The organism is Marinovum sedimenti (genome assembly GCF_054052205.1).
The window spans coordinates 358,797-385,676 of the sequence record NZ_CM133223.1 but is presented as its reverse complement, the minus strand read 5'-3'; the positions used below and the strand labels follow the sequence as shown (position 1 = coordinate 385,676).

Genomic DNA, 26,880 nt, shown 5'->3' with positions numbered 1-26,880 from the left:
TGCCTCGCTTGCCTGTGGTAGGCGGCAAACATGGCAAATATCTGGTTAACAGCGGCTCATCTGAGCGTGCGGTCCCCTCATCCCTATGCGCTCAACGGCGATAATCCTCGGGCTTGATTCCATACCGCGCGAGCTTGTCGTAAAAGGTTTTGCGCGGCAGTTTCAGCTGCTTGGCCGCCTCTGACGCGCGGCCGTTCTGTCGGCTGAGCGCGGCAATCAAGAGAGAGCGTTCGACCTGTGCCATCTGTTCAGCCAGGCCCATTTCGGCACTGCGCGCCACCTCCTCCGGCATGCCCAAAACAAAGCGCATCGCCGCCGACATCAATGAGCGGGCATTGCCCGGCCAGCTTTGCGCCATCAGCGCGGCGGCGTGGTCCGGGCTGGTCTCCGGCACGGCAATACCGGCCTGTTCGGCGGCCTGCTCAACATAGTGGCGAAACAGCACCGGGATGTCCTCAGGCCGCTCGGACAGCGCCGGAATGCGCACCGGATGCACGTTCAGCCGATAGTAGAGATCGGCGGTCATGCGGCCGTCTTCAAACGCCGGTTCCAGCCCGTCCACCGCCCCGGCAATCAGCCGCACGCCCTGCCCTTGCTCGAGCAGATCGAGCAGCTCAAGCTGGCTGTCGGCGGGCAGATCGCCGATGCCGTCGAGAAACAGCGCGCCCCCTTCGGAGCGTTTGAACGCCTCGTGCAGCGCCGCGCGATCAAGAGTGCGGGCGGCGTGTTTCTGAAACGGCCCCTTGGCGCGCGCCGAGCATAGGTGGATCACCTCCGCCACCTTGGAAATCCCAGAGCCCTGCGGCCCGGTCACCAGCGCATCGGCGGTTGACGCCGCCACCTGCCGCACCTCGGCGCGCAGAGTTTCGGCGCGAGCAGAGGTGCCAAACAGCATCCGCGCCGCAGGGTCTCCGGCGGCAATCTGGCTCTTGAACCGGCGGTTTTCCAGCACCATCGTGCGCGCCCGCAGTGCCCGTTCCAGCACCGCAAACAGATCCTCGGTGGCGCAGGGTTTTTCGAGAAACGCAAAGGCCCCTGCCCCCAAGGCGCGCACCGCCATCGGGATATCGCCCTCACCGGTCAGCAGGATCACCGGCAGTTCCGGGTCAACCGAGCGGGCATAATCGAGCAGGTGAAAGCCATCCCGCCCCGGCATGCGAATGTCGCTCAGGATCACGCCGTCGAACCCTTCGGTGATGTGGTCCTTGGCCACCACAAAGGACGCCGCCGGCACCGTCGCATAATCCGCCAGCTCGAGCGTTTGGCACAGGGCATCGCGCAGGCCCGCATCATCATCAACCAAAAGCACCTGCCTCATGCGGCGGCCTCCTCGTCTTCGGACCAGCGGTCCAGTTCAACGGTAAAGATCGCCCCGCCGCCGGGGGCATTGGTGCCACGAATGGTGCCGCCAAAGCTTTGCACCAGACCATACGAAATCGACAGGCCCAGCCCCATGCCATCTGGCCCGCCGACCTGTTTGGTGGAATAAAACGGATCAAAGATGCGGTCGGGATCGGCAATGCCCGGCCCGGTGTCGCGCAGGGTCACCACCGGGCGCGCGCCATCGACCAGCGTGATGGTGAGCGCGCGGTGGTCGCTGCCCTCCATCGCGTCGGCAGCGTTGGAAATCAGGTTAACGAACACCTGCCCCAGCCGCACCTCGCCGCCCCAAACCCACACCGACCCCGCCGGACGTTGCCAGTTCAGCGTCACATTGCCCAGCCGCAAACGCGCCTCGGTCAGCTCCGTCGCGCTGTCGATCACGGCGAGGATATCGACCTTGCCCATCGGCTCGCTTTCGTTGCGGGCAAAGGCGCGCAGGTTCTTGATGATCCGCGCCATGCGCCGCGCCATCGCAGCAATGCGGCCCAGATTTTCGCGCGCGGTTTCGGGCTTGTCGCGGTCTAGAAAGGCGACGGAATTCTCGGCATATTGCTCGATCGCCATCAGCGGCTGGTTCAGCTCGTGGCTGATCCCGGCCGACATCTGGCCGAGCGCCGACAGCTTGCCCGCCTGCACCAAATCGGCCTGCGCGCGTTTGAGCGCGGCTTCGGCGTCCTGACGCTCTCCCACCTCGCGGCGCAGCGCAGTGTTCGCATCCGAAAGCGCGCGGGTGCGGTTGGCCACCCGGCTTTCCAGCCGCGCATTGGCCTGCGACAGCACGCGCCGCCGCGCCCCCGCAAGAAACAACAGCGCGCCAAAGGTGGCCATCAGCGCCGTCACCGCCGCCGCCTGCCACAACGCCATGCGCAACGCCGGGCCAGTATCGATCAACGCCTCGGCCCGCATGCGGATCACTGGCAAATCCTGGCTAAGATGCAGCGCGCGGCGCGGCACATACGGCGACCAATTCAGCCACCAGACATCATGCGCGCCAACCGAAACGGTGCGCGGCTGTTGGCCTTGCGGGGTTTCGGGGCCAATGGCACCCGGTGGCTTGCGCCAAAACAACAGCTCAGACCGGTTCGAGATGAACACCAGCCCGTCGCGGTCGAGGAAGTAAATCGCCGGACGGTCACCGCGCCAGTTTTCCTCAAGCCGTTCAATATCAACACCCAGCACCAGCGCGCCGCGCACCCGGCCCGTCGCGTCAAAGGTGGGTGCCGCAAAGAACCACGCCCGCACGCCAAACGTCTCGCTGACCAGATGATCCGAACCGAGCGCGCCTTGCATGGCCCGGCGCAGATAGCGGCTTTGCGCCAGATCTTTGGGCACAAGATCGGTTGACGCGGCCAGTACTTGCCCCGCCGCATCGACATAAAACATCGTCAAAGCCGAGGTTTTGTCAGCGACATCCAGCAAAAGCGCCTCAGCGGCAGCGCGGTCGCCGCCTTGGTGCAATGCCGCGAGCGCCGGGTGATCAGCGGTCAACACCGCCACCTCAGCGTGGTGCTGAAGCTGCGCGGTCAACCGGTCGGCGGCCAGTGACAGGCTGGCCTCGCCCTGGCGTGCCGCCTGATCCAGCCCTTGGCGGAACCCGGTGTGCCAGACCCCCGCGCTCACCACCGCGATACAGGCGACGTAAAGCACGGCAAGGCCGCGAAAAGAGGAGGTTTTTGCCGACATGCCTGTGGTTTTACCCAGCAAGCCTTGCAAAGGGAAGCCAGCCGGTGAGGATGGGGCCATGACAGTGCTTATCCAATCCCCGACCGACCCGGACTTTGTCCAGAATCCCTATCCGTTTTATGCCGCCGCGCGCGCGCAGGGTGCAGTGCATTATTGGCGCGATTTCAACATGGACTGCGCGTTTTCCCACGCCAGTGTGAATGCCGCGCTGCGCGACAGCCGGATGGGCCGCGAATGCCCCGAGGATTTGCGCCGGCCCCGGCCCGACCACCTGACCGACTTCTATGCCATCGACGACAATTCGATGCTGGAACTGGAAGCACCCCGCCACACCCGGCTGCGCAAACTGGTGGTGCGCGCCTTTACCGGTCGGCAAATCGCCGGGATGGCGGCCGAGATTGAACGGCTCTGCCACGACCTGATTGATGCGCGGCCTGAGGGTGCGTTTGATCTGTTGCCGCATTACGCCGCCAAGGTACCGGTGATCGTGATCGCGCGGCTGTTGGGCGTGCCCGACGATATGGCCGACCGCTTGCTCGGCTGGTCCAACGATATGGTGGCGATGTATCAGGCCCGGCGCGACCGCGAGATCGAAGACACCGCCAATGCCGCCGCCCGCGACTTTGCTGCCTTTCTGTCGGACCATATCGCCACCCGCCGCAAAACCCCCGCCGACGATCTGATCACCCAGTTGATTGCCGCCGAAGAGGATGGCGACACGCTGAGTGCCGAGGAGCTGATTGCCACCTGCGTTCTGCTGCTTAACGCCGGGCATGAGGCGACGGTGCACACGTTGGGCAACGGGGTGAACGCGCTGATCGAACATGGAGCCAAACCGCAGTGGTTTGACGATGCCAGCATCGGTGGCACGGTCGAGGAAATCCTGCGCTACGATCCGCCGCTGCACATGTTCATCCGCTGGGCATACGAAGACCTTGAGATCGGGCGCAGCACCATTGCGCGCGGCACCAAGGTCGGGCTTTTACTCGGCGCGGCGGGCCGCGATCCGCAGGTTTGGGACGACCCGAACCGCTTTGATCCGAATCGACCGATCAAGGCAAACGTCGCTTTTGGCGCAGGACGGCACTTTTGCGTCGGCGCACCGCTGGCACGGCTTGAATTGCAGATTGCCTTGCAGGTCTTGTTCACGCGCCTGCCCCGGCTTGAGATCGCGCAGCCGCCAACCTATGCAAACCTCTATCATTTTCATGGGTTTGAAAGTTTGCTGCTGACACACGCATGAGTTCCGTGTTATCGACGCAATGCTCTTGCAATCTGCCGAACTTTGCACACTCGGCGCTATTATGTGGCAAATCCGCCGACCGGATATCTTCCGAGTGGCGGAATGCGACGTTTAGCGCTAACAGTGCGTCAAAGCCATTGCTGTGAGTTGTAAGATGAAAGACGAAATTCTCCACCATATCCGCTATTCGCTGGGCAAGGACGCGGAGCATTCTTCAGTTTATGACTGGCGGATTGCCCTGTCGTTGGCCCTGCGCGATCGCATGGTTGACCACTGGTATCGCAGCACGCGCGAAACCTATGCCTCTGGCGCGAAGCGGGTGTATTACCTGTCGCTGGAATTCCTGATGGGGCGTCTTGTCGAAGACATGGCCGCCAACCTCGGTCTTGATAAAGAAGCGCGCGAAGCCATCGAGGGCTTGGGTCAGGACTATGACACCATCGTTCTGGACGAACCCGATGCGGCGCTGGGCAACGGCGGCCTTGGCCGTCTTGCGGCCTGCTTTATGGATTCGCTGGCGACGCTCGGCATCCCGGCTTACGGCTATGGCATTCGCTACGAACACGGTCTGTTCGAGCAGAAATTCTCGGACGGCAAACAGGTCGAGACTGCGGAAACCTGGCTGAGCCAACGCCACGCCTGGGAATTTGAACGCCCCGAAGTGCGCCACAAGATCCAGTTCGGCGGCCATGTCGAACATATCGAGGGCAAGGCCCAGTGGATGCCGTCGGAAACCGTCTGGGCCACCGCCTATGACACGCCGGTGATCGGCTGGCAGGGCATCTGGGGCAACACGCTGCGCCTTTGGTCGGCCAAGGCACCGGGTGCCTTTGACCTCGAAAGCTTTAACCGTGGTGATTACCTTGCTGCTGGTCGCTCCGAAGCGCTGGCCCGCACCATCAGCCGCGTGCTCTATCCCGATGACACCACCGATGCGGGCAAACAGCTGCGCCTGAAGCAGGAATACTTCTTCACCGCCGCCTCGCTGATGGATCTGATGCGGCGCTATCTGTCGGATCACGATGATATCCGCGCCCTGCCCGATCATGTCGCGATCCAGCTCAATGACACCCACCCGGCGATTGCCGGTCCGGAACTGGTGCGCCAACTGGTGGATGTGCATGGCCTCGCCATGCCCGAAGCCATCGAGATCGCGCGCAACTGCCTTGGCTACACCAACCACACGCTTCTACCCGAAGCGCTGGAAAAATGGCACGTTGGCCTGATGGGCTATGTCCTGCCCCGGCACCTGGAAATCATTCGCGCCATCGACGACGCGCATCAGACCGAGCATCCGGGCAGCCCGCGGATCATCGATCATGATCACGTGCACATGGGCGAACTGGCGTTTATCATGGCGCATAAGGTCAACGGCGTTTCGGCGCTGCACAGCGAGTTGGTCAAGGAAACCGTGTTCGCCGACCTGCACAAGATCCACCCGACCCGGATCATCAACCAGACCAACGGCATCACGCCGCGCCGCTGGCTGCACACCTGTAACCAGCCGCTGACCAACCTGATCAACTCCGAGATCGGTGATGGCTGGGTGGCTGACCTCGAACAACTCAAAAAGCTGAACGACAAAGCGGGCGACAAAGCGTTTCTCCGCCAGTTCCACGACGCCAAGCGCGTTAACAAAGTGGAGCTGAGCAACTGGATCGCCGAAACCTGCGGTGTGCAGGTCGACCCCGACGCGATGTTCGACGTGCAGATCAAGCGGATCCACGAATACAAACGACAGCTGATGAACATTCTCGAGACCATCGCGCTCTGGAACGACATCCGCGACAATCCGAATGCTGAGTGGACCCCGCGCGTCAAAATCTTTGGCGGCAAAGCGGCCCCGGGCTATCACGTGGCCAAGCAGATCATCCATCTGATCAACGACGTCGCGGCCAAGATCAACAATGACCCGGTCACCAAAGACCTGCTCAAAGTGGTTTATCCGCCCAACTACAATGTCACGATGGCCGAAAGCCTGATCCCGGCGGCGGACCTGTCGGAACAGATTTCGACCGCTGGCAAAGAAGCCTCGGGCACCGGCAACATGAAGTTCGCCCTCAACGGCGCGCTGACGGTTGGCACGCTTGATGGGGCCAATGTCGAGATTCGCGAACACGTCGGGGCCGAGAATTTCTTTCTCTTTGGTCTCACCGCGCAAGAAGTGCAGGAACGCCGTCAAATCCACGGTTTTGCCCGCCAAGCGATCGAAGCCAGCCCGCGTCTTAGCCGGGTTCTTGGCCAGATTGTTGACGGAGTGTTTTGCGCTGACGAAGTTACGCGTTATCATGAGCTTGTCGGCAATCTTTACGATCACGATTATTTCCTCGTGACCTGTGATTTCGACAGCTATTTTGATGCGCAACGCCGGGTAGACACGGCCTATCGCAACACGACCGGATGGTCGGCCATGGCGCTTAAGAACACAGCCAATATGGGCTGGTTCTCGTCTGACCGCACCATCCAGGGCTATGCGCGTGACATCTGGCGCGTCAGCTCCGTCAACACAGGTGGAATGGAGAAATCTGCATGACTGAAGCCCCCCTGATCCATCCCGATGAAGCGGGTTCGCTCGCGTCTGGCCAACATGGCAATCCTTTTGCTGTGTTGGGCATGCACGAAGCGGACGGAAAACTTGTCTGCCGGGTGTTCCGCCCGGAGGCCGACAGCGTCGAGGTTCTTGACGCCAAGACCGGCAAGTCGGTTGCTTCTCTGGATCGGGTCGAGGGGGGCGACGGTGTTTTCGCCGCGATTGTCCCGCGGCGGAAAAAATCCTTTGCCTACAAGCTGCGGATGACCCGCGCGGGCGACACTTGGGAAGAGTATGACCCCTATTCGTTTGGCAATGTGCTGGGCGAATTCGATGAATACCTGCTGGGTGAAGGCACGCACGGCCATCTGTGGAAAGCGCTCGGCGCACATGTGATGACGCATGAAGGCGTTGCGGGCACGCATTTCGCCATCTGGGCCCCGAACGCCAAGCGCGTGTCGGTGGTGGGTGATTTCAACGGTTGGGATGGCCGCCGCTTTGTCATGCGTCGGCGTGGCGCGACCGGTGTGCACGAGATTTTCCTTGCCGGGATCACCGATGGCACCGCCTATAAATACGAATTGCTCGATCAGGCTGGACAGGTTCTGCCGCTCAAGGCCGATCCGGTTGGCTTTGGTGCCGAAGTGCCGCCGCGCACCGCCTCGGTTGTGCGTGATCTGAACGGATACGATTGGCAAGACGGCGACTGGATGGGCAAACGCGGTGGCGAACATCGCATTGACCGGCCAATTTCGGTGTACGAGGTCCATCTGGAAAGCTGGCGCCGCGTGCCCGAAGAAGACGGCCGCTCGCTTAGCTATCGTGAGATGGCCGACGAGCTGGTGAAATACGCCACCGACATGGGCTTTACCCATATCGAGACCACTCCGATCAGCGAATACCCGTTTGGCGGCTCTTGGGGTTATCAGCCGGTTGGCCTGTTTGCGCCGACCTCGCGCTTTGGCACACCCGATGATTTCCGCTATTTCGTCGATGCCTGCCACCAGGCCGGTCTGGGGATCATCATTGACTGGGTGCCCGGCCACTTCCCGACCGACGTGCACGGCTTGGGGGCGTTTGACGGCTCTTCGCTGTACGAACATGCAGATCCGAAAGAGGGCTATCACCCCGATTGGAACACGCTGGTCTATAACTACGGTCGCACAGAAGTTGCCAACTATCTGATTTCCAACGCCAAGTTCTGGGTGCAGGAATATCACATCGACGGTCTGCGCGTCGATGCCGTGGCCTCGATGCTCTATCGCGACTATTCGCGCAAAGAGGGCGAATGGGTGCCCAACATCCACGGCGGGCGCGAAAACCTCGAAGCGATCAGCTTTATGCAGCGGATGAACGAGGCGGTTTATGCCGACCAGCCCGACATCATGACCATTGCCGAGGAAAGCACTGCCTTTCCCGGCGTCAGCGCCCCCACCGACACCGGCGGCCTGGGCTTTGGCTTCAAGTGGAACATGGGCTGGATGAACGATACCCTGCGCTACATGGGCGAAGATCCGGTGCACCGCAAATATCACCACGACAAGATGACCTTCGGGCTGCACTACGCCTTCTCCGAGAATTTCGTCCTGCCGATCAGTCATGACGAAGTGGTGCACGGCAAAGGCTCGATGATCGACCGGATGCCGGGCGATGAATGGCAGAAGTTTGCCAACCTGCGGGCCTATTACGGCTTTATGTGGGGGCATCCGGGCAAGAAACTGCTGTTTATGTCCTGCGAATTTGGCCAGTGGGACGAGTGGAACAACGAGAGCAGTCTCGATTGGCACCTGCTCGACTATGGCACCCACAAGGGCGTTCAGGAGTTGGTGCGCGACCTCAACCACCTCTATCGCGGCACGCCGGCCCTGTATGAACTCGACAGCAAGCCCGAGGGTTTCCGCTGGATCGACGGCGGCAATTCCGACGAGAGCACATTCTCGTGGATGCGGCTGGGCAAGGATGGCAGCGACCCGGTTCTGGTGGTGTCGAACTTTACGCCCGTCACCCGCACCGGCTATCGCATTGGCGTGCCCGAGGCGGGCACCTGGGTCGAAGCGCTTAACACCGACAGCGCCGATTATGGCGGCAGCGGTCAGGTCAATCCTGGCGATCTCAAGACCACAGAAGTGGCATCGCACGGCTGCGAACAATCGCTAGAGTTGACCATTCCGCCGCTGGCGACCATGTTCCTAAAGTTTAAGAAAGCTTAATAAGTACGAGTAACTAAAGTTAAATTTGCATCATCAAGGGGGAGGACCCGATGACAGACGCACGACATATTCTCGCGCAACAAACGATGGCCTATGTGCTGGCGGGGGGACGCGGCAGCCGACTTAAGGAAATGACAGACATTCGGGCAAAACCGGCGGTTTTCTTTGGCGGCAAAACCCGGATCATCGACTTTGCGCTGTCGAATGCGGTCAACTCGGGGATCAAACGGATCGGCGTGGCGACGCAGTACAAAGCCCACAGCCTGATCCGGCACTTGCAACGCGGCTGGAGCTTTTTCCGCGCCGAGCGCAACGAGAGCCTCGATATTCTGCCCGCATCCCAACAGCTTAACGCAGAGAACTGGTACAAGGGCACCGCGGATGCCGTGACCCAGAACATCAACGTTCTGCGCGGCTATGGCCCGAAATACATTCTTATTCTGGCCGGCGACCACATCTATAAACAAGACTATTCGTTCATGATCGAACAGCACGTCAAATCGGGCGCCAAGGTCACGGTTGGCTGTATCGAAGTGCCGCGCGACGAGGCCAAAGCCTTTGGCGTCATGGGTGTGGACGAGAGCGACAAGATCCTCGAATTCGTCGAGAAACCCGAAAATCCCCCAGCAATGCCCGGCGACGACAGCCGTTCGCTTGCCAGCATGGGGATCTATGTGTTCGAGGCGGAATACCTCTATGGTCTGCTTGAGGCAGATGCCAAAAACGAGAATTCCACCAACGACTTCGGCCATGACATCATCCCGGCGATCGTCGCCGAGGGCGCGGCTTATGCGCACCCGTTTGGCCGCTCTTGCGTCATGTCCGGGCTTGAGGATACGCCGTATTGGCGCGATGTCGGCACCATTGATGCCTATTGGCAGGCCAACATCGACCTGACCGATTTCAAACCCGAGTTGGACATCTACGCCACCAACTGGCCAATCTGGACCTATTCGGAATTGGTGCCCCCGGCCAAGTTCATCCACAACGAAGAAGGCCGTCGCGGTAATGCGATTTCTTCCATGATCTCGGGTGGTTGCATCATTTCCGGCTCGCAGCTCAACCGGTGCCTGATGTTCACTGGCGTGCGCACGCATTCCTTTGCTGAACTCGACGGCGTGATCTGTCTGCCGTATGCCGAGGTCGGTCGTAAGGCGAAGCTCAAGAACTGTATCGTTGACCGTGGCGTGAAAGTCCCCGAGGGGCTTGTCGTGGGCGAGGATGCCGAGCTTGATGCCAAGCGGTTCCGCCGTTCGGAAGGCGGCATTTGCCTGATCACCCAATCCATGATCGACAAACTGGAAGCCTGATATGAATGTGCTGATGGTCACCTCGGAATGCGCGCCGTTTATCAAAACCGGCGGGCTGGCGGATGTGGCGGGTGCCCTGCCCGGAGCGCTCAAGCCTCTGGGCATCGATGCCCGCACCATGTTGCCGGCTTATCCCGCGCTGATGCCGCTTTTGGCCAAAGGCACAGAAGTTGCCAATTTTGGCGACCTTCCCGGTGGGCCGGGTCGGGTTGTGCAAGTCGAGGCGGAGGGCATCACGCTCCTCCTGCTCGATGCGCCGCAACTCTTTGACCGGCCCGGCGGACCCTACAGCGACCCCAACGGCCAGGACTGGCCCGACAACCACCGCCGCTTTGCCTCCCTAGCGCAAGCGGCGGCGCGGATCAGCTTTGCCGGGCTGGCCAATTGGAAGCCTGACGTTGTGCATGCCCACGATTGGCAGGCCGGGCTGACGCCGGTCTACCTCAAACAACCCGGCGGGCCGGTGCCCAAGACGGTGATGACAATCCACAACATCGCGTTCCAAGGCCGCTATGCCGCGTTTGAGGGCCAAGAGCTTGGCCTGCGTTGGGATTGGTTCAACGCCGACGGTATGGAGTATCACGGCGATATTTCGTTCCTGAAGGCCGGTCTGGCCTTTGCCGACCGGATCACCACGGTAAGCCCGACTTACGCCCGCGAAATCCTTACCCCCGAGTTTGGCATGGGGCTTGAGGGGCTGTTGAATGCGCGCTCAGACGTGCTGTCGGGCATCCTTAACGGCATCGATCTTGACGCCTGGAACCCGGCCAAGGACAAGGCGCTGCCGCAAAGCTATGACGCGCAAACCCTTGAGCGCAAGGCCGCGAACCGCGCCGAAATCTGTGCGCGCCTCGACCTTGACGCCGATCACGACGGACCGCTGTTCTGCGTCATCAGCCGGTTGAGCGAACAGAAGGGTCTCGACGCCCTCGCCGATGCCATCCCGCATCTTGTCGAAAGTGGCGGGCAGCTGGCGCTGCTTGGCTCTGGCGCGCCGGAACTGGAAGCGGCGTTCAAAGAGGCGGCGGCGGACTACCCCGGCAAGGTCGGCTGTTACATCGGCTATGACGAGGCGTTCTCGCATCTGCTGCAAGGTGGCAGCGACGCAATCCTGATCCCGTCGCGGTTTGAACCCTGCGGCCTGACCCAGCTTTATGGGCTGCGCTATGGCACCCTGCCCGTGGTCGCGCGCACCGGCGGACTTGCCGATACGGTGATCGAGGCGAATGTGGCGGCGATCCGCGCCAAGGTTGGCACCGGTTTCCTGTTTGACGATGTCGGCATCGAAGGCGTATCCGAAGTGCTTGACCGAGTGTTCCGCGCCTATGCCAACAAAAGCGAATGGCAGGATCTGCAGCGCGCCGCGATGGCACAGGGGGTGGGCTGGGACATCTCGGCCCAAGCCTATGCTGATTTGTACAACGAGGTTCTGACTGCATGAACAAACCCGCGCCGATCACGGCAGAGATCCGATCGGGACGCCCCCACAAGCTGGGCGCGCATTTCGACGGTGAAGGCACCAACTTTGCCGTCTTTTCGGAAAACGCGACCCGCGTGACGCTGTGCATCTTCTCACCCGATGGCACCCGCGAGGAACAGCGCATCGACCTGCCCGAGCGTATTGGCGCGGTGTGGTACGGCTATATGCCGGGGTTGCAGCCCGGCACGCTCTATGGCTACCGCGTGAACGGGCCTTATGCGCCCTATCACGGCCACCGGTTCAACCCCAACAAGCTGTTGCTTGATCCCTATACCCGTGAATTGCATGGCGACTTCACCGATCATCCGGCCACCTACGGCTATAACCCCGATGCGCCGGAGGCTGATCTCAGCTTTTCGGAAACCGACAGCGCGCCGCATGTGCCCAAATCGGTGGTCTCTGACCCGGCGCTGTTTCCGCTCGATGCCAAGACGCTGAATCGGGGTCACGATGGCGGGCTGATCTATGAGGCGCATGTTCGTGGGGCCACGATGCAGCACCCCGACATCCCCGAAGACCAACGCGGCACCTATGATGGCCTCGCCTCGGACGCGATGATCGACCATCTCAAACGGCTCGGCGTCGACGCCATCGAACTGCTGCCGGTTCAGGCGCTGAAATCCGAACCGATGTTGCGTGATAAAGGTCTGGTAAACTACTGGGGTTACAACACAATAAGCTTCTTCGCGCCCGAGCCGCGCTATCTTGGCCCGGCGGGCGTCAAGGGTTTCCGCGCAATGGTGGAACGCTTCCACGATGCCGGGATCGAGGTGATCCTCGATGTAGTCTACAACCACTCCGCCGAGGGCGACCATATGGGCCCGACGCTAAGCTTTCGTGGCTTTGACAACGCCGCCTATTACCGCCTGCTTGACGGCCAGCCGCGCTATAATGTGAATGACACCGGCTGCGGCAATACGCTTGATACCTCGCACCCCTTTGTGCTGCGCATGGTGATGGACAGCCTGCGCTTTTGGGTGCAGGCGATGGGCGTCGATGGCTTCCGCTTTGACCTCGCCACCACCCTGTGCCGCACACGGCAGGGGTTTGACGCTGGCGGGGCCTTCCTGACGGCGATGCGGCAGGACCCGGTGCTGTCGGGCGTCAAGATGTTTGCCGAACCTTGGGACATTGGCCCCGGCGGCTATCAGCTTGGCAACTTTCCACCGCTGTTTGGCGAATGGAACGACCGCTACCGCGACACCGTGCGCCGGTTCTGGCGCGGCGATGGCCACAGTGCGCAAGATCTCGGATCGGCCCTGCTCGGCTCGGCCAACCTGTTTGACCAGCGCGGCCGACGCGCGTGGTCTTCGGTCAATTTCGCCGCCGCGCACGACGGGTTTACCCTTGCGGATACAACCGCTTACGTCGAACGCCACAATGAGGCCAACGGCGAGAACAACAAAGACGGCCACCACGCCAACCACTCTGACAACTTCGGCGTCGAAGGCGAAACCAATGACCCGGTGATCCTCGCCGGTCGCAAACGGCGGCAGCGCAATATCCTCGCGACGGTGATGCTTTCGCAAGGCACGCCGATGATGCTGGCGGGCGACGAAGGCGGCAACTCGCAGAACGGCAACAACAACGCCTACTGTCAGGACAATCCCACCGCCTGGATCGATTGGACGGCGCTTGACGAAGACCAGATCGACTTCACCGCCGCGCTGGTGAAATTCCGCAAAGATCATGCAGTTGTGCGCCAAAACGTGTTCCTGCACGGGGCCAAACGCGAAAGCGACGGGCGGCGTGATGTTGAATGGCGGGCGTTTGACGGCTCTTGCCTGAACTGGCGCGATCCGGGGCTGTCGAGCCTGTGTCTCGTGTTGCGCGGCTGTGCCGAAAACGCGCCGGGCAATGCCTCGCTTGATACGGTGCTGCTGGCGTTCAACCGCGAAGCGCGCGCCGAGGTGCTGGTGCTGCCCGACCCCGGCAAACGCCAATGGGTGCGCGAAATCGACACCTCGCAGGCGCATCAGGCGCAGGCGGCCATGACCGTGCGCCGCACCCGGGTTGCGGCGCATTCCGTCGCGGCCTTTGTGCTGCGCGAGGAGCCCGAAGCATGAGCGCCGATGCAGCGCTGCGCCAGCTGGCCGAACTCTCCGGGGTGCACCTCGATTTCCACGATCTGACCGGGGCCCGCAAAGAAACCTCTGTCCCGACTCTGCGCGCGCTTTTGGCTGCGCTGGGTGTCGAGGCCGGAACCGAGGCCGCCGTGCGCGACGCCTTGGCGCTTCATAAGGCCGAAAAGGCCCACCGCCACGTGCCTGATGAGGTGATCCTGCGCGCAGGTCACGCCCTGTCGCTGCCGCTGTCAGCCCGCTGTGCGTGGTCTGTGGTGGCCGAGGATGGCACCGAAACCGCCACAGGCCGCAGCACCGATACACTTGAGCTGCCCGCGCTCGACGTCGGCTATTACACCCTGCACCTGTCAGGCGATGGCTGGACCGAGGAAAGCTTCCTCATGGCCCGTCCTGCCCATGCGCCGCTGTTGTCCGACAGCGCCGGGCACCATCGCAGCTGGGGCGTGACAGCCGCGCTTTATGGGCTTCGCTCCGGCGACAACGGCGGCCTCGGCAGCTATGAAGATCTGGCCACCACCGCCACGGCTCTGGGCCAGAACGGCGCGCAGTTTCTTGGGATCAATCCGGTGTCCGCGTTGGGTTGGGCCGCGAGCGACGTGATCAGCCCGTATTCGCCCACCCACCGCGGCTTTTTCAACGCCGATCATATTGCGGTTGCCGGCGGGCTTGGCCCCAGCCCTGACAGTGACATTATCGACTACGCCGCCTTTCGCGCTCGGCAACGACCGGCACTTGAGGCCGAGTTTCTTAAATCCTCAAGGTCCAAGAAATTCAAAGACTTCTGCGCCACAGAGAATGCGTCACTTGAGGCATTCTCTTGCTTCGAAGCCTTGAGTGAGAAGCACGGCCCGGACTACAGAAAATGGCCCGCAAACCTGCAGGCCCCCGGCGCCGACGCGGTCAAAGCCGCTGGCAAACGCGCCCTGTTCCATCGCTGGCTTCAATGGCGTGCCGAAACCGAGATTGACGCCTCGCAAGCCGCCGCTTTGGCGTCAGGCATGTCGCTTGGGCTTTACCTCGATCTTGCCGTTGGGGCCCGTCCGGGCGGCGCCGAAGCCTGGATGCACGGCGACACGATTGCCCACGGCGTCACCATTGGCGCGCCTCCCGATCAGCTGAGCCCCGAGGGCCAATCTTGGGATCTTGTCGCCCATGCTCCGGGTCGTCTGGCAGCGGCACGTTACGCCCCTTTGCGCGCCATGCTGCGCAAGCTGATGGACAAATGCGGGTTGCTGCGGATTGATCATGCGCTGGGCCTGATGCGCAGCTACTGGGTGCCGGACGATGACAGCCCCGGTGCCTATATTTCCCAACCTTTCGAAGCGCTTCTGGCAGTTATTTCCATCGAAGCCCACCGCGCCAATTGTGTGGTTGTGGGCGAAGATCTTGGCCTTGTGCCCGCCGGATTCCGGCACAAGATGAACGACGCCGGGCTCTATTCCTATGCGGTCTGGCAATACGAAAGCCGCGACGATGGCTGGCTGCATCCCGCAGCCGATCTGCGGCCCTTTGCGCTGGCCTGCTTCTCCACCCATGACACGCCGACCCTGCGCGGTTTTTGGTATGGGGCCGACGTCGAGCTGTGGCGCGATATCGGCTGGATTTCCCCGTCTGAGGCCGGCCATAGACACGGCCATCGCAGCCACCAGCGCAACAGCCTGCGGGCCAATTGCGATATCCGCTCGACCGCCGGACCGGACGAAATCGCAGGCGTCATCCACGGCGCGCTGACGCATTCGCCTGCGGCCATGGTCGCGGTTCAGCTTGACGATGTGCTTGGCCAGATCGACGCGCCGAACCTGCCCGGAACCATCGACGAACACCCCAATTGGCGCCGCCGCACCCCGGTGGACGTCAAGGATTTCGCCACCTCCCCACAAATCGCCGCTATCGGCGCAACCATGCAGGCTGGCAACCGCCAACCCCCTGTTTTAGCAGAGAAAGGACCGCAAACATGTCCCGAGTGACACACTCCTGCACCCCCTTTGAGGGCCAGAAACCCGGCACGTCCGGGCTGCGAAAAAAGACCAAGGTTTTTATGCAGCCGCATTATCTTGAGTGCTTTGTTCAGTCGATCTTCAACGGCATCGGTGGTGCCGAGGGCAAGACCTTTGTGGTCGGCGGCGATGGCCGGTATTTCAACGCCGAAGCGATCCAGACAATCCTGCGGATGGCCGCCGCCAATGGCACCAAACGCGCCATCGTCGGGCAAAACGGCCTGCTGTCCACCCCTGCGGCGTCCAACCTGATCCGCCAGCGCGGCACGGACGGCGGGCTTATCCTGTCGGCAAGCCACAACCCCGGCGGGATTGATGAGGACTTCGGCCTGAAATTCAACATCTCCAACGGCGGACCGGCCCCGGAAAAGGTCACTGCCGATATGTTCGAGCAGACCAAGACGCTGTCGGAATATCACACGCTGGATACCGGCGATATCGACCTTGGTGCGATTGGCGAAACCGCTGTTGGCACCATGACAGTCGAGGTTGTCGATCCGGTCGAGGACTACGCGAAGTTGATGGGGCAACTGTTTGATTTCGATGCCATTCGCGCAATGATCTCCAATGGTTTCTCGCTCAAGTTCGACGCGATGCACGCCGTCACCGGACCTTATGCCACCGCCATTCTTGAGGGCACATTGGGTGCGCCCAAAGGCACGGTCATGAACGGTGTGCCAAAGGTCGATTTCGGCAAGGGCCACCCCGATCCCAACCCGATCTGGGCCAAGCCGCTGGTCGATCTGGTGATGAGCGCCGAAGGCCCCGATTTCGCCGCCGCCTCGGATGGTGACGGCGACCGCAACATGATCCTGGGCAAGGGCATCTACGTCACCCCGTCCGACAGCCTCGCGGTGCTGGCCGCCAATGCGCATCTGGCGCCGGGCTACGACAAAGGTCTGGCTGGTGTGGCGCGGTCGATGCCGACGTCGCAGGCCTGTGACCGGGTGGCCGAAAAGCTGGGGATCGAGTGCTTTGAGACGCCCACGGGCTGGAAATTCTTCGGCAACCTGCTTGATGCTGGTCGCGCAACGCTGTGTGGCGAGGAAAGCGCGGGCACCGGGTCGGACCACGTGCGCGAGAAAGACGGGCTCTGGGCCGTGCTGCTGTGGCTTAACGTATTGGCAGTACGCAAGGTTTCCGTGGCCGACATCCTGATGGACCACTGGAAAACCTATGGCCGCAATTACTATTCCCGCCATGATTACGAGGCGGTGGACAGCGACAAGGCCAATGGTTTGATGGCGGATCTTGAGGCCAAGCTGCCCGATCTTTCCGGCACCCAATTGCACGGGCTGACCGTGACCGAGGCGGATCAGTTTGCCTACCACGACCCTGTCGATGGCTCGGTGAGCAAAAATCAGGGCATTCGCATCCTGTTCGAAGGCGGCAGCCGTGGCGTTTTGCGCCTGTCTGGCACCGGCACCGAGGGCGCGACTCTGCGGGTGTACCTCGAACGCTACATGCCGGCTGACGGCGATCTGACAATCGAGACCCAGGCCGCCCTGGCTGATGTTGCCGCCGCGATTGGTGATTTGAGCGAATTGCAGCAACGCACCGGCCGCTCAGCCCCTGACGTGATGACCTGATATTTCGGTAGGCCGGGCCTCGCGCCCGGCTTACACCGTCATCTGCGCGGTGCTTTCCCGCACCACCAATTCGACGTCAATAAGCTCTGGATCACCCTCCTGATCCAACCACTTTTTATCCATACACCCGAGCAGGTTACGCGCCGATCTTATACCGATTTCCCGGCGGTTTTGCCGGATCGTGGTCAGCGCTGGCACATAAAATTCCGACATTTCGATATCATCGAACCCGACCACGGAAATGTCCTTCGGCACCGACAGTCCGCAGGCGCTAAGCCCTGATATTAGGCCAAATGCAACCATGTCAGAGGCACAGAACACGGCCGTCGGCCTTTCCTTCATTTCATAGATCAACTGTGCGGCTGAATATCCTGAATTCACTGAGAAATCCCCTCGGATCACCCATTCATCGCGCACCTTCAGCCCAAGGCTTTCCCGTTCTTGCATCATGCCTGCGCGCCGCGTGCGGGTCAGCACGTTGCCCTCGGGGCCGGTGATGTGGGCGATGTCGCGGTGGCCCAGATCATAGAGGTGCCGCACGGCCAAACGCGCGCCTTTTTCATTGTCCGAGCGGACAGACGGAAAGTTCGCCCCTTGCACCCATTCGCAGGCAAATACGATCCGGTCTTGCACGCTTTCCTGGGTAAACAGCGCCAAATCGTCGTGGCTCAGGTTGCCATCAAGTGAAATCATCCCGTCGATCCGACTGTCGCGAAAATAGTCGATCAACACGCGTTCCCGCTCGGGATGGTCGGCGGTATCGGCGATCAGAACCGAGGTGTCGCTTCCTGCAAACCCTGCACTGATGCCCGCAAGTATCTGGGAAAAAAACGGATTCCCGAGGTTCGGCACCAGAACCAGAACCGCCCCGGCCCGCTGTTTGCGCAGATTGCGCGCGGCGCGGTTGACCCGGTATCCGGTGCTTTGAATGGCATCGAACACCGCCTGCCGCGTGGTTTCGGTAAGCTTTTCGGGATTTGACAGCGCGCGGCTGACCGTGGCGGTCGACACCCCCGCCGCCAGCGCAACATCCTGTATTCTTGCCGTCTTCTGCATCATGGTCGCGCCCCGCAGTATAGGTCTGCCAAGCGCAGTATTTACGCCTGCGCCCCTAGTCATGATAAGTGCGATGTAATCGTTTACAAGAAATTTCTTTCCTGCTTAAATGACCATGTAATCGATTTCAGGGAAGCGTGAGATTCGTTTGCGCGATGGTATCCCGGCTCTCGGGAAATTTAGATGCATGTGGTGGACGTTTTGACCGCGATCCGGCATTGCAGCGACACCAAAACAAAAATCACGCTTGAAACCACCCGCGACGGCCCTGAGGACATCGGCCTCACGGCTGCGCTGGTGGTACTGGCCTAGGAGGAACGCATGGTCTGGACCGCGTCAGAAACACGTTACGATACAATGCAGTACCGCCGCTGCGGCCGCTCGGGGCTCAAGCTTCCGGCGATTTCGCTGGGGCTGTGGCACAACTTTGGCGACGACACACCGCATGAGACCAAACGTGCGATCACCCGCACCGCTTTTGATCACGGCATCACCCACTTCGATCTGGCCAATAACTATGGTCCGGGGCCGGGCACGGCGGAATTGGCCTTTGGCCAGTTGCTGCGCGAAGATTTCAAACCCTACCGCGATGAGATGATCATTTCGTCGAAGGCCGGCTATGGCATGTGGCCGGGGCCATATGGCGAAATGGGCAGCCGCAAATACCTTGTCGCGTCTTGCGATCAGTCGCTGAAACGGATGGGGCTGGATTACGTCGATATCTTCTATTCGCACCGTTTCGATCCCGATACGCCACTGGAAGAGACGATGATGGCGCTGGATTACATCGTGCGCTCGGGCCGCGCGCTGTATGCTGGCATCTCGTCTTACAACGCGCAGCGCACCCGCGAGGCCGCCGCGATCCTCAAAGAGCTGGGCACGCCCTGTCTGATTCACCAGCCGAGCTATTCCATGCTCAACCGCTGGGTCGAGGAAGACGGGCTGCTGGATGCTTTGGACGATCTGGGCATTGGCTCCATCGTGTTCTCGCCGCTGGCGCAGGGCATGCTGACCAACAAATACCTCGGTGGCATTCCCGAAGGCAGCCGGTTGACCCAAGGCAAATCGCTGCGCGAGGACTTCCTCAGCGATGAGGCGCTCGCAAACATCCGCGCGCTGAATGGCATCGCCGAAGAGCGTGGCCAGACGCTGGCGCAGATGGCGCTGGCTTGGGTGCTGCGCGGCGGTCGGGTGACGACGGCGCTGATTGGCGCGTCCAAGCCGCAACAAGTGGTGGATTGCGTTGGCGCGGTTGGCAATCTCGACTTCTCCAAGGACGAGCTGGCCCGCATCGACCAGCACGCCAAGGACGCCAACATCAACCTTTGGGCCGCCTCGGCCGAGCGCGAAGGTCCCCAGCGCAAATGAGCCAACGCCCGATCCCGCCCGGCGCTTGCCCGGCTTTGCCGCCATGCCCACTGGGATCGGGCACCCCATCGGAGCGCGCCTGATGCGCGCGTCGATTGAGATCATCGATATCGACAGCGGCAAGACCCGCGTGGTGCTTCAGACCGACAGGCACGTCGAGGCCCCGAACTGGACGCCAGATGGCCGCGCGCTGATCGTGAATGCCGAGGGTCGCCTGTTCCGGATCGACCTTGCCAACCCGGCGCTGACGCCGATCAACACCGGCGCGCTGAACCGTCTTAACAACGACCACGGCATATCGCCGGATGGAAGCGCGCTTGTGGTGTCGCAATCGCCGGGCCGGGGCACCGCGCTGATCCACGCCCTGCCCGTTTGCGGCGGCACTCCACGACAGATCACCGAACACGCCCCAAGCTGGTTTCACGGGGTTTCGCCGGATGGAGCCGAGATCACCTATACCTGCATCCGCGATGGCGACTTCGGCATTGCCACCTGCCCGTTTGCGGGCGGCGCGGAACGCATCTTGATCACCGGCGCACACCAGTATGACGGGCCCGATTACACCCCGGATGGCCAGTGGATCTGGTTCAATTCCGACCGCGGCGGCGACATGGCGCTGTGGCGGATGCGCCGCGATGGCAGCAATCCGCAACAGATGACCCAGGGCGACAGCGTCGACTGGTTCCCGCATCCTGCGCCGGATGGCCGCCACGTCTGTTACCTCGCTTATCCACACGGCACCGAGGGCCACCCCTTCGGGCGTGATGTCGAGCTGCGCTTGATGCCTGCCGATGGCGGCACCCCCCGCACGCTTTTGGCGCTTTTTGGCGGCCAGGGCACCCTAAACGTGCCCTGTTGGCACCCGGATGCACGCCAGTTCGCCTTTGTCCGTTACACCCCCCAGCCCTGAAAATCGGAGACCCATATGCCCGGATTGATCAAAGGCCCCGCCCTGTTCCTTGCCCAGTTCGCCGGCGACGACGCGCCGTTCAACTCGCTGGAAAACATCACCAAATGGGCCGCTGGCCTTGGCTACAAAGGCGTGCAGATCCCGACCTTCGATGCCCGGCTGTTTGATCTTGATAAGGCCGCCGAGTCCGACACCTATTGCGACGAGATCAAGGGCATTTGCGCCGATGCCGGTGTCGAGATCACCGAGCTGTCGACCCACCTGCAAGGCCAGCTTGTTGCCGTGCATCCGGCGTACAACGAGGCCTTCGATGCCTTTGCGCCGGCAAAGGTGCATGGCAACCCCAAGGCGCGACAGGCCTGGGCCGTCGATCAAGTGAAAAAGGCCGCCGTTGCCGCCCGCAAATTAGGGCTAACCACCACGGTCAGCTTTACCGGATCGCTGGCCTTCCCCTACCTTTACCCGTGGCCGCAGCGCCCCGAGGGGCTGATTGACGAAGCCTTTGGTGAACTCGCCCGCCGCTGGATGCCGATCTTTAACCACTATGAGGACAACGGCATCGACATCGGCTTTGAAATCCACCCTGGCGAGGATGTGTTCGACGGCGTGACCTATGAGATGTTCCTCGCGGCCTGCAACGATCACAGCCGCTGCCGGATCAACTACGACCCTTCGCATTTCCTGCTGCAACAGATGGATTACCTGTCGTTCATCGACATTTACCACGAACGGATCTGCGCTTTTCACGTCAAGGATGCCGAGTTCAATCCCGATGGCCGCCAAGGCGTTTACTCAGGGTTCCAAGGCTGGACCGGTCGCGCCGGACGCTTCCGCAGCTTGGGCGACGGGCAGGTCGATTTCGGCGGCATCTTCTCGAAACTGGCGCAATATGGCTATGACAGCTGGGCGGTGCTGGAATGGGAATGCTGCCTGAAATCGCCCGAACAGGGCGCAGCCGAGGGCGCGCCGTTCATCGCACGCCATATCATCGAGGTGACGGACAAGGCGTTTGACGATTTCGCCGGCGGCGAGACCGACCAAGCCCAGATCCGCCGGATGCTGGGGATCGAGGCATGAGACGGTTGCGGCTTGGCATGGTGGGCGGCGGTCAGGGCGCATTTATCGGCGGCGTGCACCGCATCGCCGCCCGGATCGACGGGCAATGGGATTTGGTCGCCGGGGCGCTCAGCTCGGATGCCGACCGCGCCCGCGCCTCTGCTGCCGACTTGGGCATCGCCTCCGACCGCGCCTATAGCGATTTCAACGCCATGGCCCGCGCCGAGGCCGCGCGCGACGACGGCATTGATGCGGTGGCGATTGTCACCCCCAACCACATGCACGCCGCCCCCGCGATTGCCTTTCTCAAGGCCGGCATTCACGTCATCTGTGACAAGCCCCTGACCGCCACGATGCAAGACGCCGAGACGCTGGCCCAAGCGGTCAAAGACAGCGGCAAGCAGTTCATCCTGACGCATAATTACACCGGCTATCCCCTGATCCGACAAGCGCGCGAGATGGTGCGCGCGGGCGAATTGGGCGAGATCCGGCTGGTGCATGTGGAATACGTGCAGGACTGGCTGGCCGAGGAGACCCACTCGAAACAAGCCGATTGGCGCACCGATCCGGCGCGCTCGGGCGCGGGCGGCTGTGTCGGGGACATCGGCACCCACGCGCATAATTTGGCGAGCTATGTCAGCGGGTTGACGACCAAGGCGCTGTCGGCGGACCTCGATGCCTTTGTGCCGGGGCGGCAAGTGGATGACAACGTGCACGTCATGCTGCGGTTTGACGGCGGGGCCAAGGGCATGCTCTGGGCCAGTCAGGTTGCCGTGGGCAACGAAAATGGCCTGCGGTTGCGGATACATGGCACCAAGGGCGGGCTCGATTGGGCGCAGGAAAATCCCAACGTGATGGCCTTTACCCGGTTTGGCGCGCCCAAACAGCTTCTGACACGCGGCGGGGCCGGCGCGAACGCGGCCGGACAACGCGGGCTGCGGGTGCCGCCGGGCCACCCCGAGGGCTATCTCGAAGGGTTCGCCACGATCTATGCCGACGCCGCCGAGCTGATCCGCGCCGCAGAAGACGGCAGACCGGTGGCCGAGGGCGCACATACGCCCGGTCTTGAGGACGGCCTGACCGGCATGCGGTTTATCGCGGCCTGTATCGCCTCGTCGCGCAATGATGCGGCCTGGACGGCGCTGTAACCGGCCCAACCCTTTAGCACCGCTGCGCCCCGGACCCTGTCCGCCGCACATCGCCCTTGCGCTTGCATCGCGGCGGGGCCACCTTGCGGCCAACGCGGCACGCGCCGCAGATACGTGAAGAAGGACTGAGAGATGACCAAAGCCGATATCGATTTCGCCGCCCTGAAAACCGATCTCTACATCAACGGCAGCTGGACCGCCGGGGCCAATGGCACCCGGTTCGATGTGATCAATCCGGTTGATGAGAGCGTCATCACCTCGGTCGCCTCAGCCGAAATCGCCGATGCTGATGCCGCGATGGATGCCGCCGCAGCCGCGATGAAGGATTGGGCCGCCCGCACGCCCCGCGCCCGCTCGGAAGTGTTGCGCAAAGCATGGGAGCTGATGACCGCGCGGCTTGACGACTTTGCCCGGCTGATCACCCTGGAAAACGGCAAGGCCAGCGCCGATGCCAAGGGCGAGGCAGGGTATGCCGCCGAATTCTTCCGCTGGTTTGCCGAAGAGGCGGTGCGCGCCGATGGGTTGCTCACCCACGCCCCGGCCTCGGGCGCGCGCATCATGGTGCAGCACAAACCCGCCGGTCTGGCTGTGCTGATCACACCGTGGAACTTCCCGGCGGCGATGGGCACGCGCAAGATCGCCCCGGCGCTTGCCGCAGGCTGTGGCGTGATCATCAAACCGGCCTCCGAAACCCCGCTCACCATGCTGGCGCTGATGGAGGTGCTGGAAGAGGCCGGTGTGCCTGCGGGTCTGGTGAATGTGCTGCCGTCGAAACAGACCGGCGCGTTGGTCGATTACATGCTGCATGATCCCCGCGTGCGGGTGGTAAGCTTTACCGGCTCGACCGGTGTGGGCCGCAAGCTGTTGAAATCGGCTGCGGATCAGGTGCTCAAACCGGCGATGGAACTGGGCGGCAATGCGCCGTTTGTGGTGTTCGACGATGCCGACATCGACGCCGCCGTCGAAGGCGCGATGCTGGCCAAGATGCGCAATATCGGTGAGGCCTGCACCGCCGCCAACCGGTTTTATGTGCACGAAGCCGTGGCCGAGGCCTTTACCGAGAAGTTCACCGCAAAGATGGCGGCCCTGACGATGGGCGATGGGCTGGAAGACGGGGTGGACATCGGCCCGCTGGTCAATGCGTCAACCCGCGACAAGGTACAGTGCTTTGTTGATGATGCGGTGGCCAAGGGTGCCAAGCTGCATCTGGGCGGCGAAGTGCCCGAAGGCAAAGGGTTTTTCTATCCGCCGACGGTGATGACCAATGTGTCCTCCGACGCCGATTGTGTGCAGGATGAGATTTTCGGCCCCGTGGCCGCAATCCAGACCTTCACCGATCAGGAGGATGTCATCGCCCGCGCCAATGACACCGAATACGGGCTGGTGGCCTATGTCTTTACCGAGGATTTCAAGCGCGGGTTGCACGTCTGTGAGCGGCTTGAATACGGGATGGTCGGGCTGAACCGTGGGCTGGTGTCGGACCCGGCGGCCCCCTTTGGCGGGGTCAAACAATCGGGTCTGGGCCGTGAAGGCGGGCATGAAGGCATGCACGAATTCATGGAAACCCAATACATTTCAGCCAGTTGGTAAATCCGCGCTGACCAACAGCCCACGCGAAAACCGCTTAAACGAAAAAGGCCCCGCAGTGTTCTGCGGGGCCTTTTGCTAATATTGGACCGGTTCAGGCCGCTTTGCTGCGACGCGGACGGCGGCGTTTGGCCGGTGCGCCATGGCTTGCGCCTGCACCTGCACCTGCGCCACCCTGCGGGCCACGGCTGCGGCGACGCTGGTTGGTGTTGCGACCACCGCCACCACGGGTCGGGTCTTTGACCGCCACAGGCTGGGTGCCGCTGCCGACCGGGATATCCATCTTCATCAGCTTCTGAATTTGCACCAGCAGATCAACCTCTTCCGCCGAACAGAAGGCAATCGCCTCGCCTTCACGGCCCGCACGTGCGGTCCGGCCGATGCGGTGAACATAGTTGTCCGGCACTTCCGGCAGATCATAGTTGATCACATAGCCGACGCCCGGAATATCGATGCCGCGCGCGGCAACGTCGGTCGCAACCAGCACCTTGATCGTGCCATCGCGGAACGCTTTGATCGCGCGGTCACGTTGGCCTTGGCTTTTGTTGCCGTGGATCGAGGCGGCGTTGAAACCGTCGGCCACAAGACCTTTCATCAGCTTCTCGGCACCGTGTTTGGTGCGCGAGAATACCAGGGTCAGCGCGTCTTTGTCTTGCTCAAGAACCTGACGCAGTTTGAACGGCTTGGCCCCTTTTTCAAGGAAGTGCACCGACTGCGTGATCTTGTCAGCGGCCTTGCCCGGAGGCGACACTTGCACCTTGCGCGGGTTGTTAAGATAGGCGCGCGACAGCTCTTCCATCTGCTTGGGCATGGTGGCCGAAAACAGCATGGTTTGGCGCGGCGTGCCAAGGCGCGGCGCGATCTTGCGCAGCGCGTGGATAAAGCCAAGGTCGAGCATCTGGTCAGCTTCGTCGAGCACGAGGTGCTTGACCTCACCAAGATCAACAGCGCGACGGTCCATCAGGTCCATCAAGCGGCCCGGCGTGGCGACAAGAATGTCAGTGCCTTTGGCAAGCGCGTTGATTTGACGGCTGATCGACTGGCCACCAACAACAGTCACAACATGAATGCGCGACCCGTGGGTCAGCGTTTTCAGGCTCTCGGCGATCTGGTTCACCAGCTCGCGGGTCGGGGCAAGGATCAACGCCTTGGCGGTTTTCGGCAGGGGCTTGATCGGCTGTGCCAGCATGTGGTCAATCAGCGGCAGACCAAAGGCCAGCGTTTTGCCGGTGCCGGTTTGGGCCAGTCCAAGGATGTCGTGCCCTTCCATCGCCAGCGGGATCGCTTTGGCCTGGATCGGGGTGGGTTGAGAGAATTTGGCGCGGGTCAGCGCTTCGTTAAGGGAGGGCGCAAGACCCAGCATATCGAAATCGAACAAATCGTATCCTTCACGGGCCACACGGGTCGGACACCCGGGCAAAGCCCTTGTTGCAAAGCCACCACGAGGCAGCCGATGAGGGTGCGCGAGACCTCAGGACAAGCGGGCGTGCCCCGCGAAATCCGGTCGTCGCGTCAGGAACCCTGCGTGATGGGGAACTGAAGTCTGGTATCGCTGATGGCCCTCGTTTGGGCCCGGCGTGCTCACGCGGCAGCGCAGCGATGTCTGGCAAATGCGCTATCGGTGCGCGTATGTCAACCCTTCATTGGGCAATCATCGCGCTGAAGTCGTGTCACTTTTAATCAGGTTTCAACCTGAAAGAGCAGACGCCTTGCACTACCGCCCTCATACACGTATTTTCATAGCGAGCGACGGTAATATGCTAGTCCGCAAGGCTCGGGATATGTTTGGGGATACCATAATGCCGGTGACGTGCTGGGTAAGTGCCGACGATGGCTTGGTCATCAAGACCTTTCGCGGGCATGTGACGCGCACGGAGATCCTTGAGGTGCTCGACGCGCTGGAGGAAAATCCGGCCTATGCCGAGGGTATGGTCGAATTCGATGACATGCGCGATGTGACGCATCTGGATCTGACCGACAAAGACATCCGCGGCTTTGCCGACCTGATCACCAGCCTCAACCAGCGCCAGCGCCAACCCAGCCGCAAAGCGATACTTACCCCCGACGGTGCCCCCCGCCGCGCGGCGGAGCTTTATTCCGCAGCGGTGGCCGGGGTGCCCGGATTCGAGATGGCCGTGATGTCGACCCTCGACGAAGCGCTGCGCTACCTCCGGCTAGAAGACAGCGCCCTTGGCCAGCGCCTCAAAGACCGCACACCGTTGGACGCGACAGGCAAATAGCCCGAC

19 protein-coding genes are annotated in these 26,880 nt (G+C 61.8%); 15 read left to right on the top strand and 4 right to left on the bottom strand.

Annotation, left to right across the window (positions count from 1 at the left end; all coding sequences use genetic code 11):
• Positions 1 to 91 precede the first annotated feature (91 nt).
• Positions 92 to 1,318, bottom strand: coding sequence for a sigma-54-dependent transcriptional regulator (locus tag ACW9UO_RS01830; RefSeq protein WP_457087326.1), 1,227 nt, complete (start codon positions 1,316 to 1,318; stop codon positions 92 to 94).
• Complete coding sequence (locus ACW9UO_RS01825) at positions 1,315 to 3,066, bottom strand: sensor histidine kinase (protein ID WP_457087325.1); 1,752 nt, start codon at positions 3,064 to 3,066, stop codon at positions 1,315 to 1,317. Before ACW9UO_RS01825 ends, ACW9UO_RS01830 begins: the two co-directional genes overlap by 4 nt.
• Positions 3,067 to 3,124: 58 nt before the next feature.
• Between ACW9UO_RS01825 and ACW9UO_RS01820 the strand changes: the two genes are divergently transcribed.
• From ACW9UO_RS01820 to ACW9UO_RS01785, 8 genes are all read left to right on the top strand, one after another.
• A complete protein-coding gene (locus ACW9UO_RS01820) occupies positions 3,125 to 4,309 on the top strand; it encodes a cytochrome P450 (protein ID WP_457087324.1) in 1,185 nt (394 codons plus the stop codon).
• Between the two features lie 154 nt (positions 4,310 to 4,463).
• Positions 4,464 to 6,842, top strand: coding sequence for a glycogen/starch/alpha-glucan phosphorylase (locus tag ACW9UO_RS01815; protein ID WP_457087323.1), 2,379 nt, complete (start codon positions 4,464 to 4,466; stop codon positions 6,840 to 6,842).
• Positions 6,839 to 9,049: a 1,4-alpha-glucan branching protein GlgB gene (gene glgB / locus ACW9UO_RS01810; RefSeq protein ID WP_457087322.1), complete on the top strand. Its 2,211-nt coding sequence runs from the start codon at positions 6,839 to 6,841 to the stop codon at positions 9,047 to 9,049. Before ACW9UO_RS01815 ends, glgB begins: the two co-directional genes overlap by 4 nt.
• Positions 9,050 to 9,099: 50 nt before the next feature.
• Positions 9,100 to 10,359, top strand: a complete 1,260-nt coding sequence (glgC, locus tag ACW9UO_RS01805) for a glucose-1-phosphate adenylyltransferase (RefSeq protein ID WP_457087321.1) — start codon at positions 9,100 to 9,102, stop codon at positions 10,357 to 10,359.
• Position 10,360: 1 nt separating this feature from the next.
• Positions 10,361 to 11,800, top strand: coding sequence for a glycogen synthase GlgA (glgA, locus tag ACW9UO_RS01800; RefSeq protein WP_457087320.1), 1,440 nt, complete (start codon positions 10,361 to 10,363; stop codon positions 11,798 to 11,800).
• The gene (gene glgX, locus ACW9UO_RS01795; protein ID WP_457087319.1) at positions 11,797 to 13,905 is read left to right on the top strand and encodes a glycogen debranching protein GlgX; all 2,109 of its coding nucleotides are present in this window, start codon (positions 11,797 to 11,799) and stop codon (positions 13,903 to 13,905) included. Before glgA ends, glgX begins: the two co-directional genes overlap by 4 nt.
• Entirely contained in the window at positions 13,902 to 15,890 is a 1,989-nt protein-coding gene (locus ACW9UO_RS01790) for a 4-alpha-glucanotransferase (RefSeq protein ID WP_457087318.1), read from the top strand. The genes glgX and ACW9UO_RS01790 overlap by 4 nt, the downstream gene beginning before the upstream one ends.
• Positions 15,878 to 17,509 (top strand): alpha-D-glucose phosphate-specific phosphoglucomutase, encoded by a 1,632-nt coding sequence (locus ACW9UO_RS01785; RefSeq protein ID WP_457087317.1) that lies wholly within the window; start codon positions 15,878 to 15,880, stop codon positions 17,507 to 17,509. The genes ACW9UO_RS01790 and ACW9UO_RS01785 overlap by 13 nt, the downstream gene beginning before the upstream one ends.
• Before the next feature lie 30 nt (positions 17,510 to 17,539).
• On the opposite strand, the gene ACW9UO_RS01780 is transcribed toward ACW9UO_RS01785, so the two are convergent.
• Entirely contained in the window at positions 17,540 to 18,568 is a 1,029-nt protein-coding gene (locus ACW9UO_RS01780) for a LacI family DNA-binding transcriptional regulator (RefSeq protein ID WP_457087316.1), read from the bottom strand.
• A 180-nt stretch (positions 18,569 to 18,748) separates the two neighbouring features.
• Here ACW9UO_RS01780 and ACW9UO_RS01775 point away from each other — a divergent pair, with 180 nt between their 5' ends.
• From ACW9UO_RS01775 to ACW9UO_RS01750, 6 genes are all read left to right on the top strand, one after another.
• On the top strand, positions 18,749 to 18,877 hold the full coding sequence (locus ACW9UO_RS01775) for a hypothetical protein (RefSeq protein WP_457087315.1): 129 nt from the start codon (positions 18,749 to 18,751) through the stop codon (positions 18,875 to 18,877).
• A 9-nt stretch (positions 18,878 to 18,886) separates the two neighbouring features.
• Positions 18,887 to 19,933, top strand: a complete 1,047-nt coding sequence (gene mgrA, locus ACW9UO_RS01770; protein WP_457087314.1) for an L-glyceraldehyde 3-phosphate reductase — start codon at positions 18,887 to 18,889, stop codon at positions 19,931 to 19,933.
• A gap of 43 nt (positions 19,934 to 19,976) precedes the next feature.
• A complete protein-coding gene (locus ACW9UO_RS01765; protein ID WP_457087313.1) occupies positions 19,977 to 20,843 on the top strand; it encodes a TolB family protein in 867 nt (288 codons plus the stop codon).
• 15 nt (positions 20,844 to 20,858) lie between these two features.
• A complete protein-coding gene (locus tag ACW9UO_RS01760; RefSeq protein WP_457087312.1) occupies positions 20,859 to 21,920 on the top strand; it encodes a sugar phosphate isomerase/epimerase family protein in 1,062 nt (353 codons plus the stop codon).
• Complete coding sequence (locus ACW9UO_RS01755) at positions 21,917 to 23,047, top strand: Gfo/Idh/MocA family protein (RefSeq protein ID WP_457087311.1); 1,131 nt, start codon at positions 21,917 to 21,919, stop codon at positions 23,045 to 23,047. Before ACW9UO_RS01760 ends, ACW9UO_RS01755 begins: the two co-directional genes overlap by 4 nt.
• Positions 23,048 to 23,179: 132 nt before the next feature.
• Positions 23,180 to 24,637 (top strand): NAD-dependent succinate-semialdehyde dehydrogenase, encoded by a 1,458-nt coding sequence (locus tag ACW9UO_RS01750; RefSeq protein WP_457087310.1) that lies wholly within the window; start codon positions 23,180 to 23,182, stop codon positions 24,635 to 24,637.
• Positions 24,638 to 24,728: 91 nt separating this feature from the next.
• On the opposite strand, the gene ACW9UO_RS01745 is transcribed toward ACW9UO_RS01750, so the two are convergent.
• Positions 24,729 to 26,012 (bottom strand): DEAD/DEAH box helicase, encoded by a 1,284-nt coding sequence (locus tag ACW9UO_RS01745; RefSeq protein ID WP_457088586.1) that lies wholly within the window; start codon positions 26,010 to 26,012, stop codon positions 24,729 to 24,731.
• A gap of 403 nt (positions 26,013 to 26,415) precedes the next feature.
• Here ACW9UO_RS01745 and ACW9UO_RS01740 point away from each other — a divergent pair, with 403 nt between their 5' ends.
• On the top strand, positions 26,416 to 26,874 hold the full coding sequence (locus ACW9UO_RS01740) for a hypothetical protein (protein ID WP_457087309.1): 459 nt from the start codon (positions 26,416 to 26,418) through the stop codon (positions 26,872 to 26,874).
• The last annotated feature ends 6 nt before the right edge of the window (positions 26,875 to 26,880 follow it).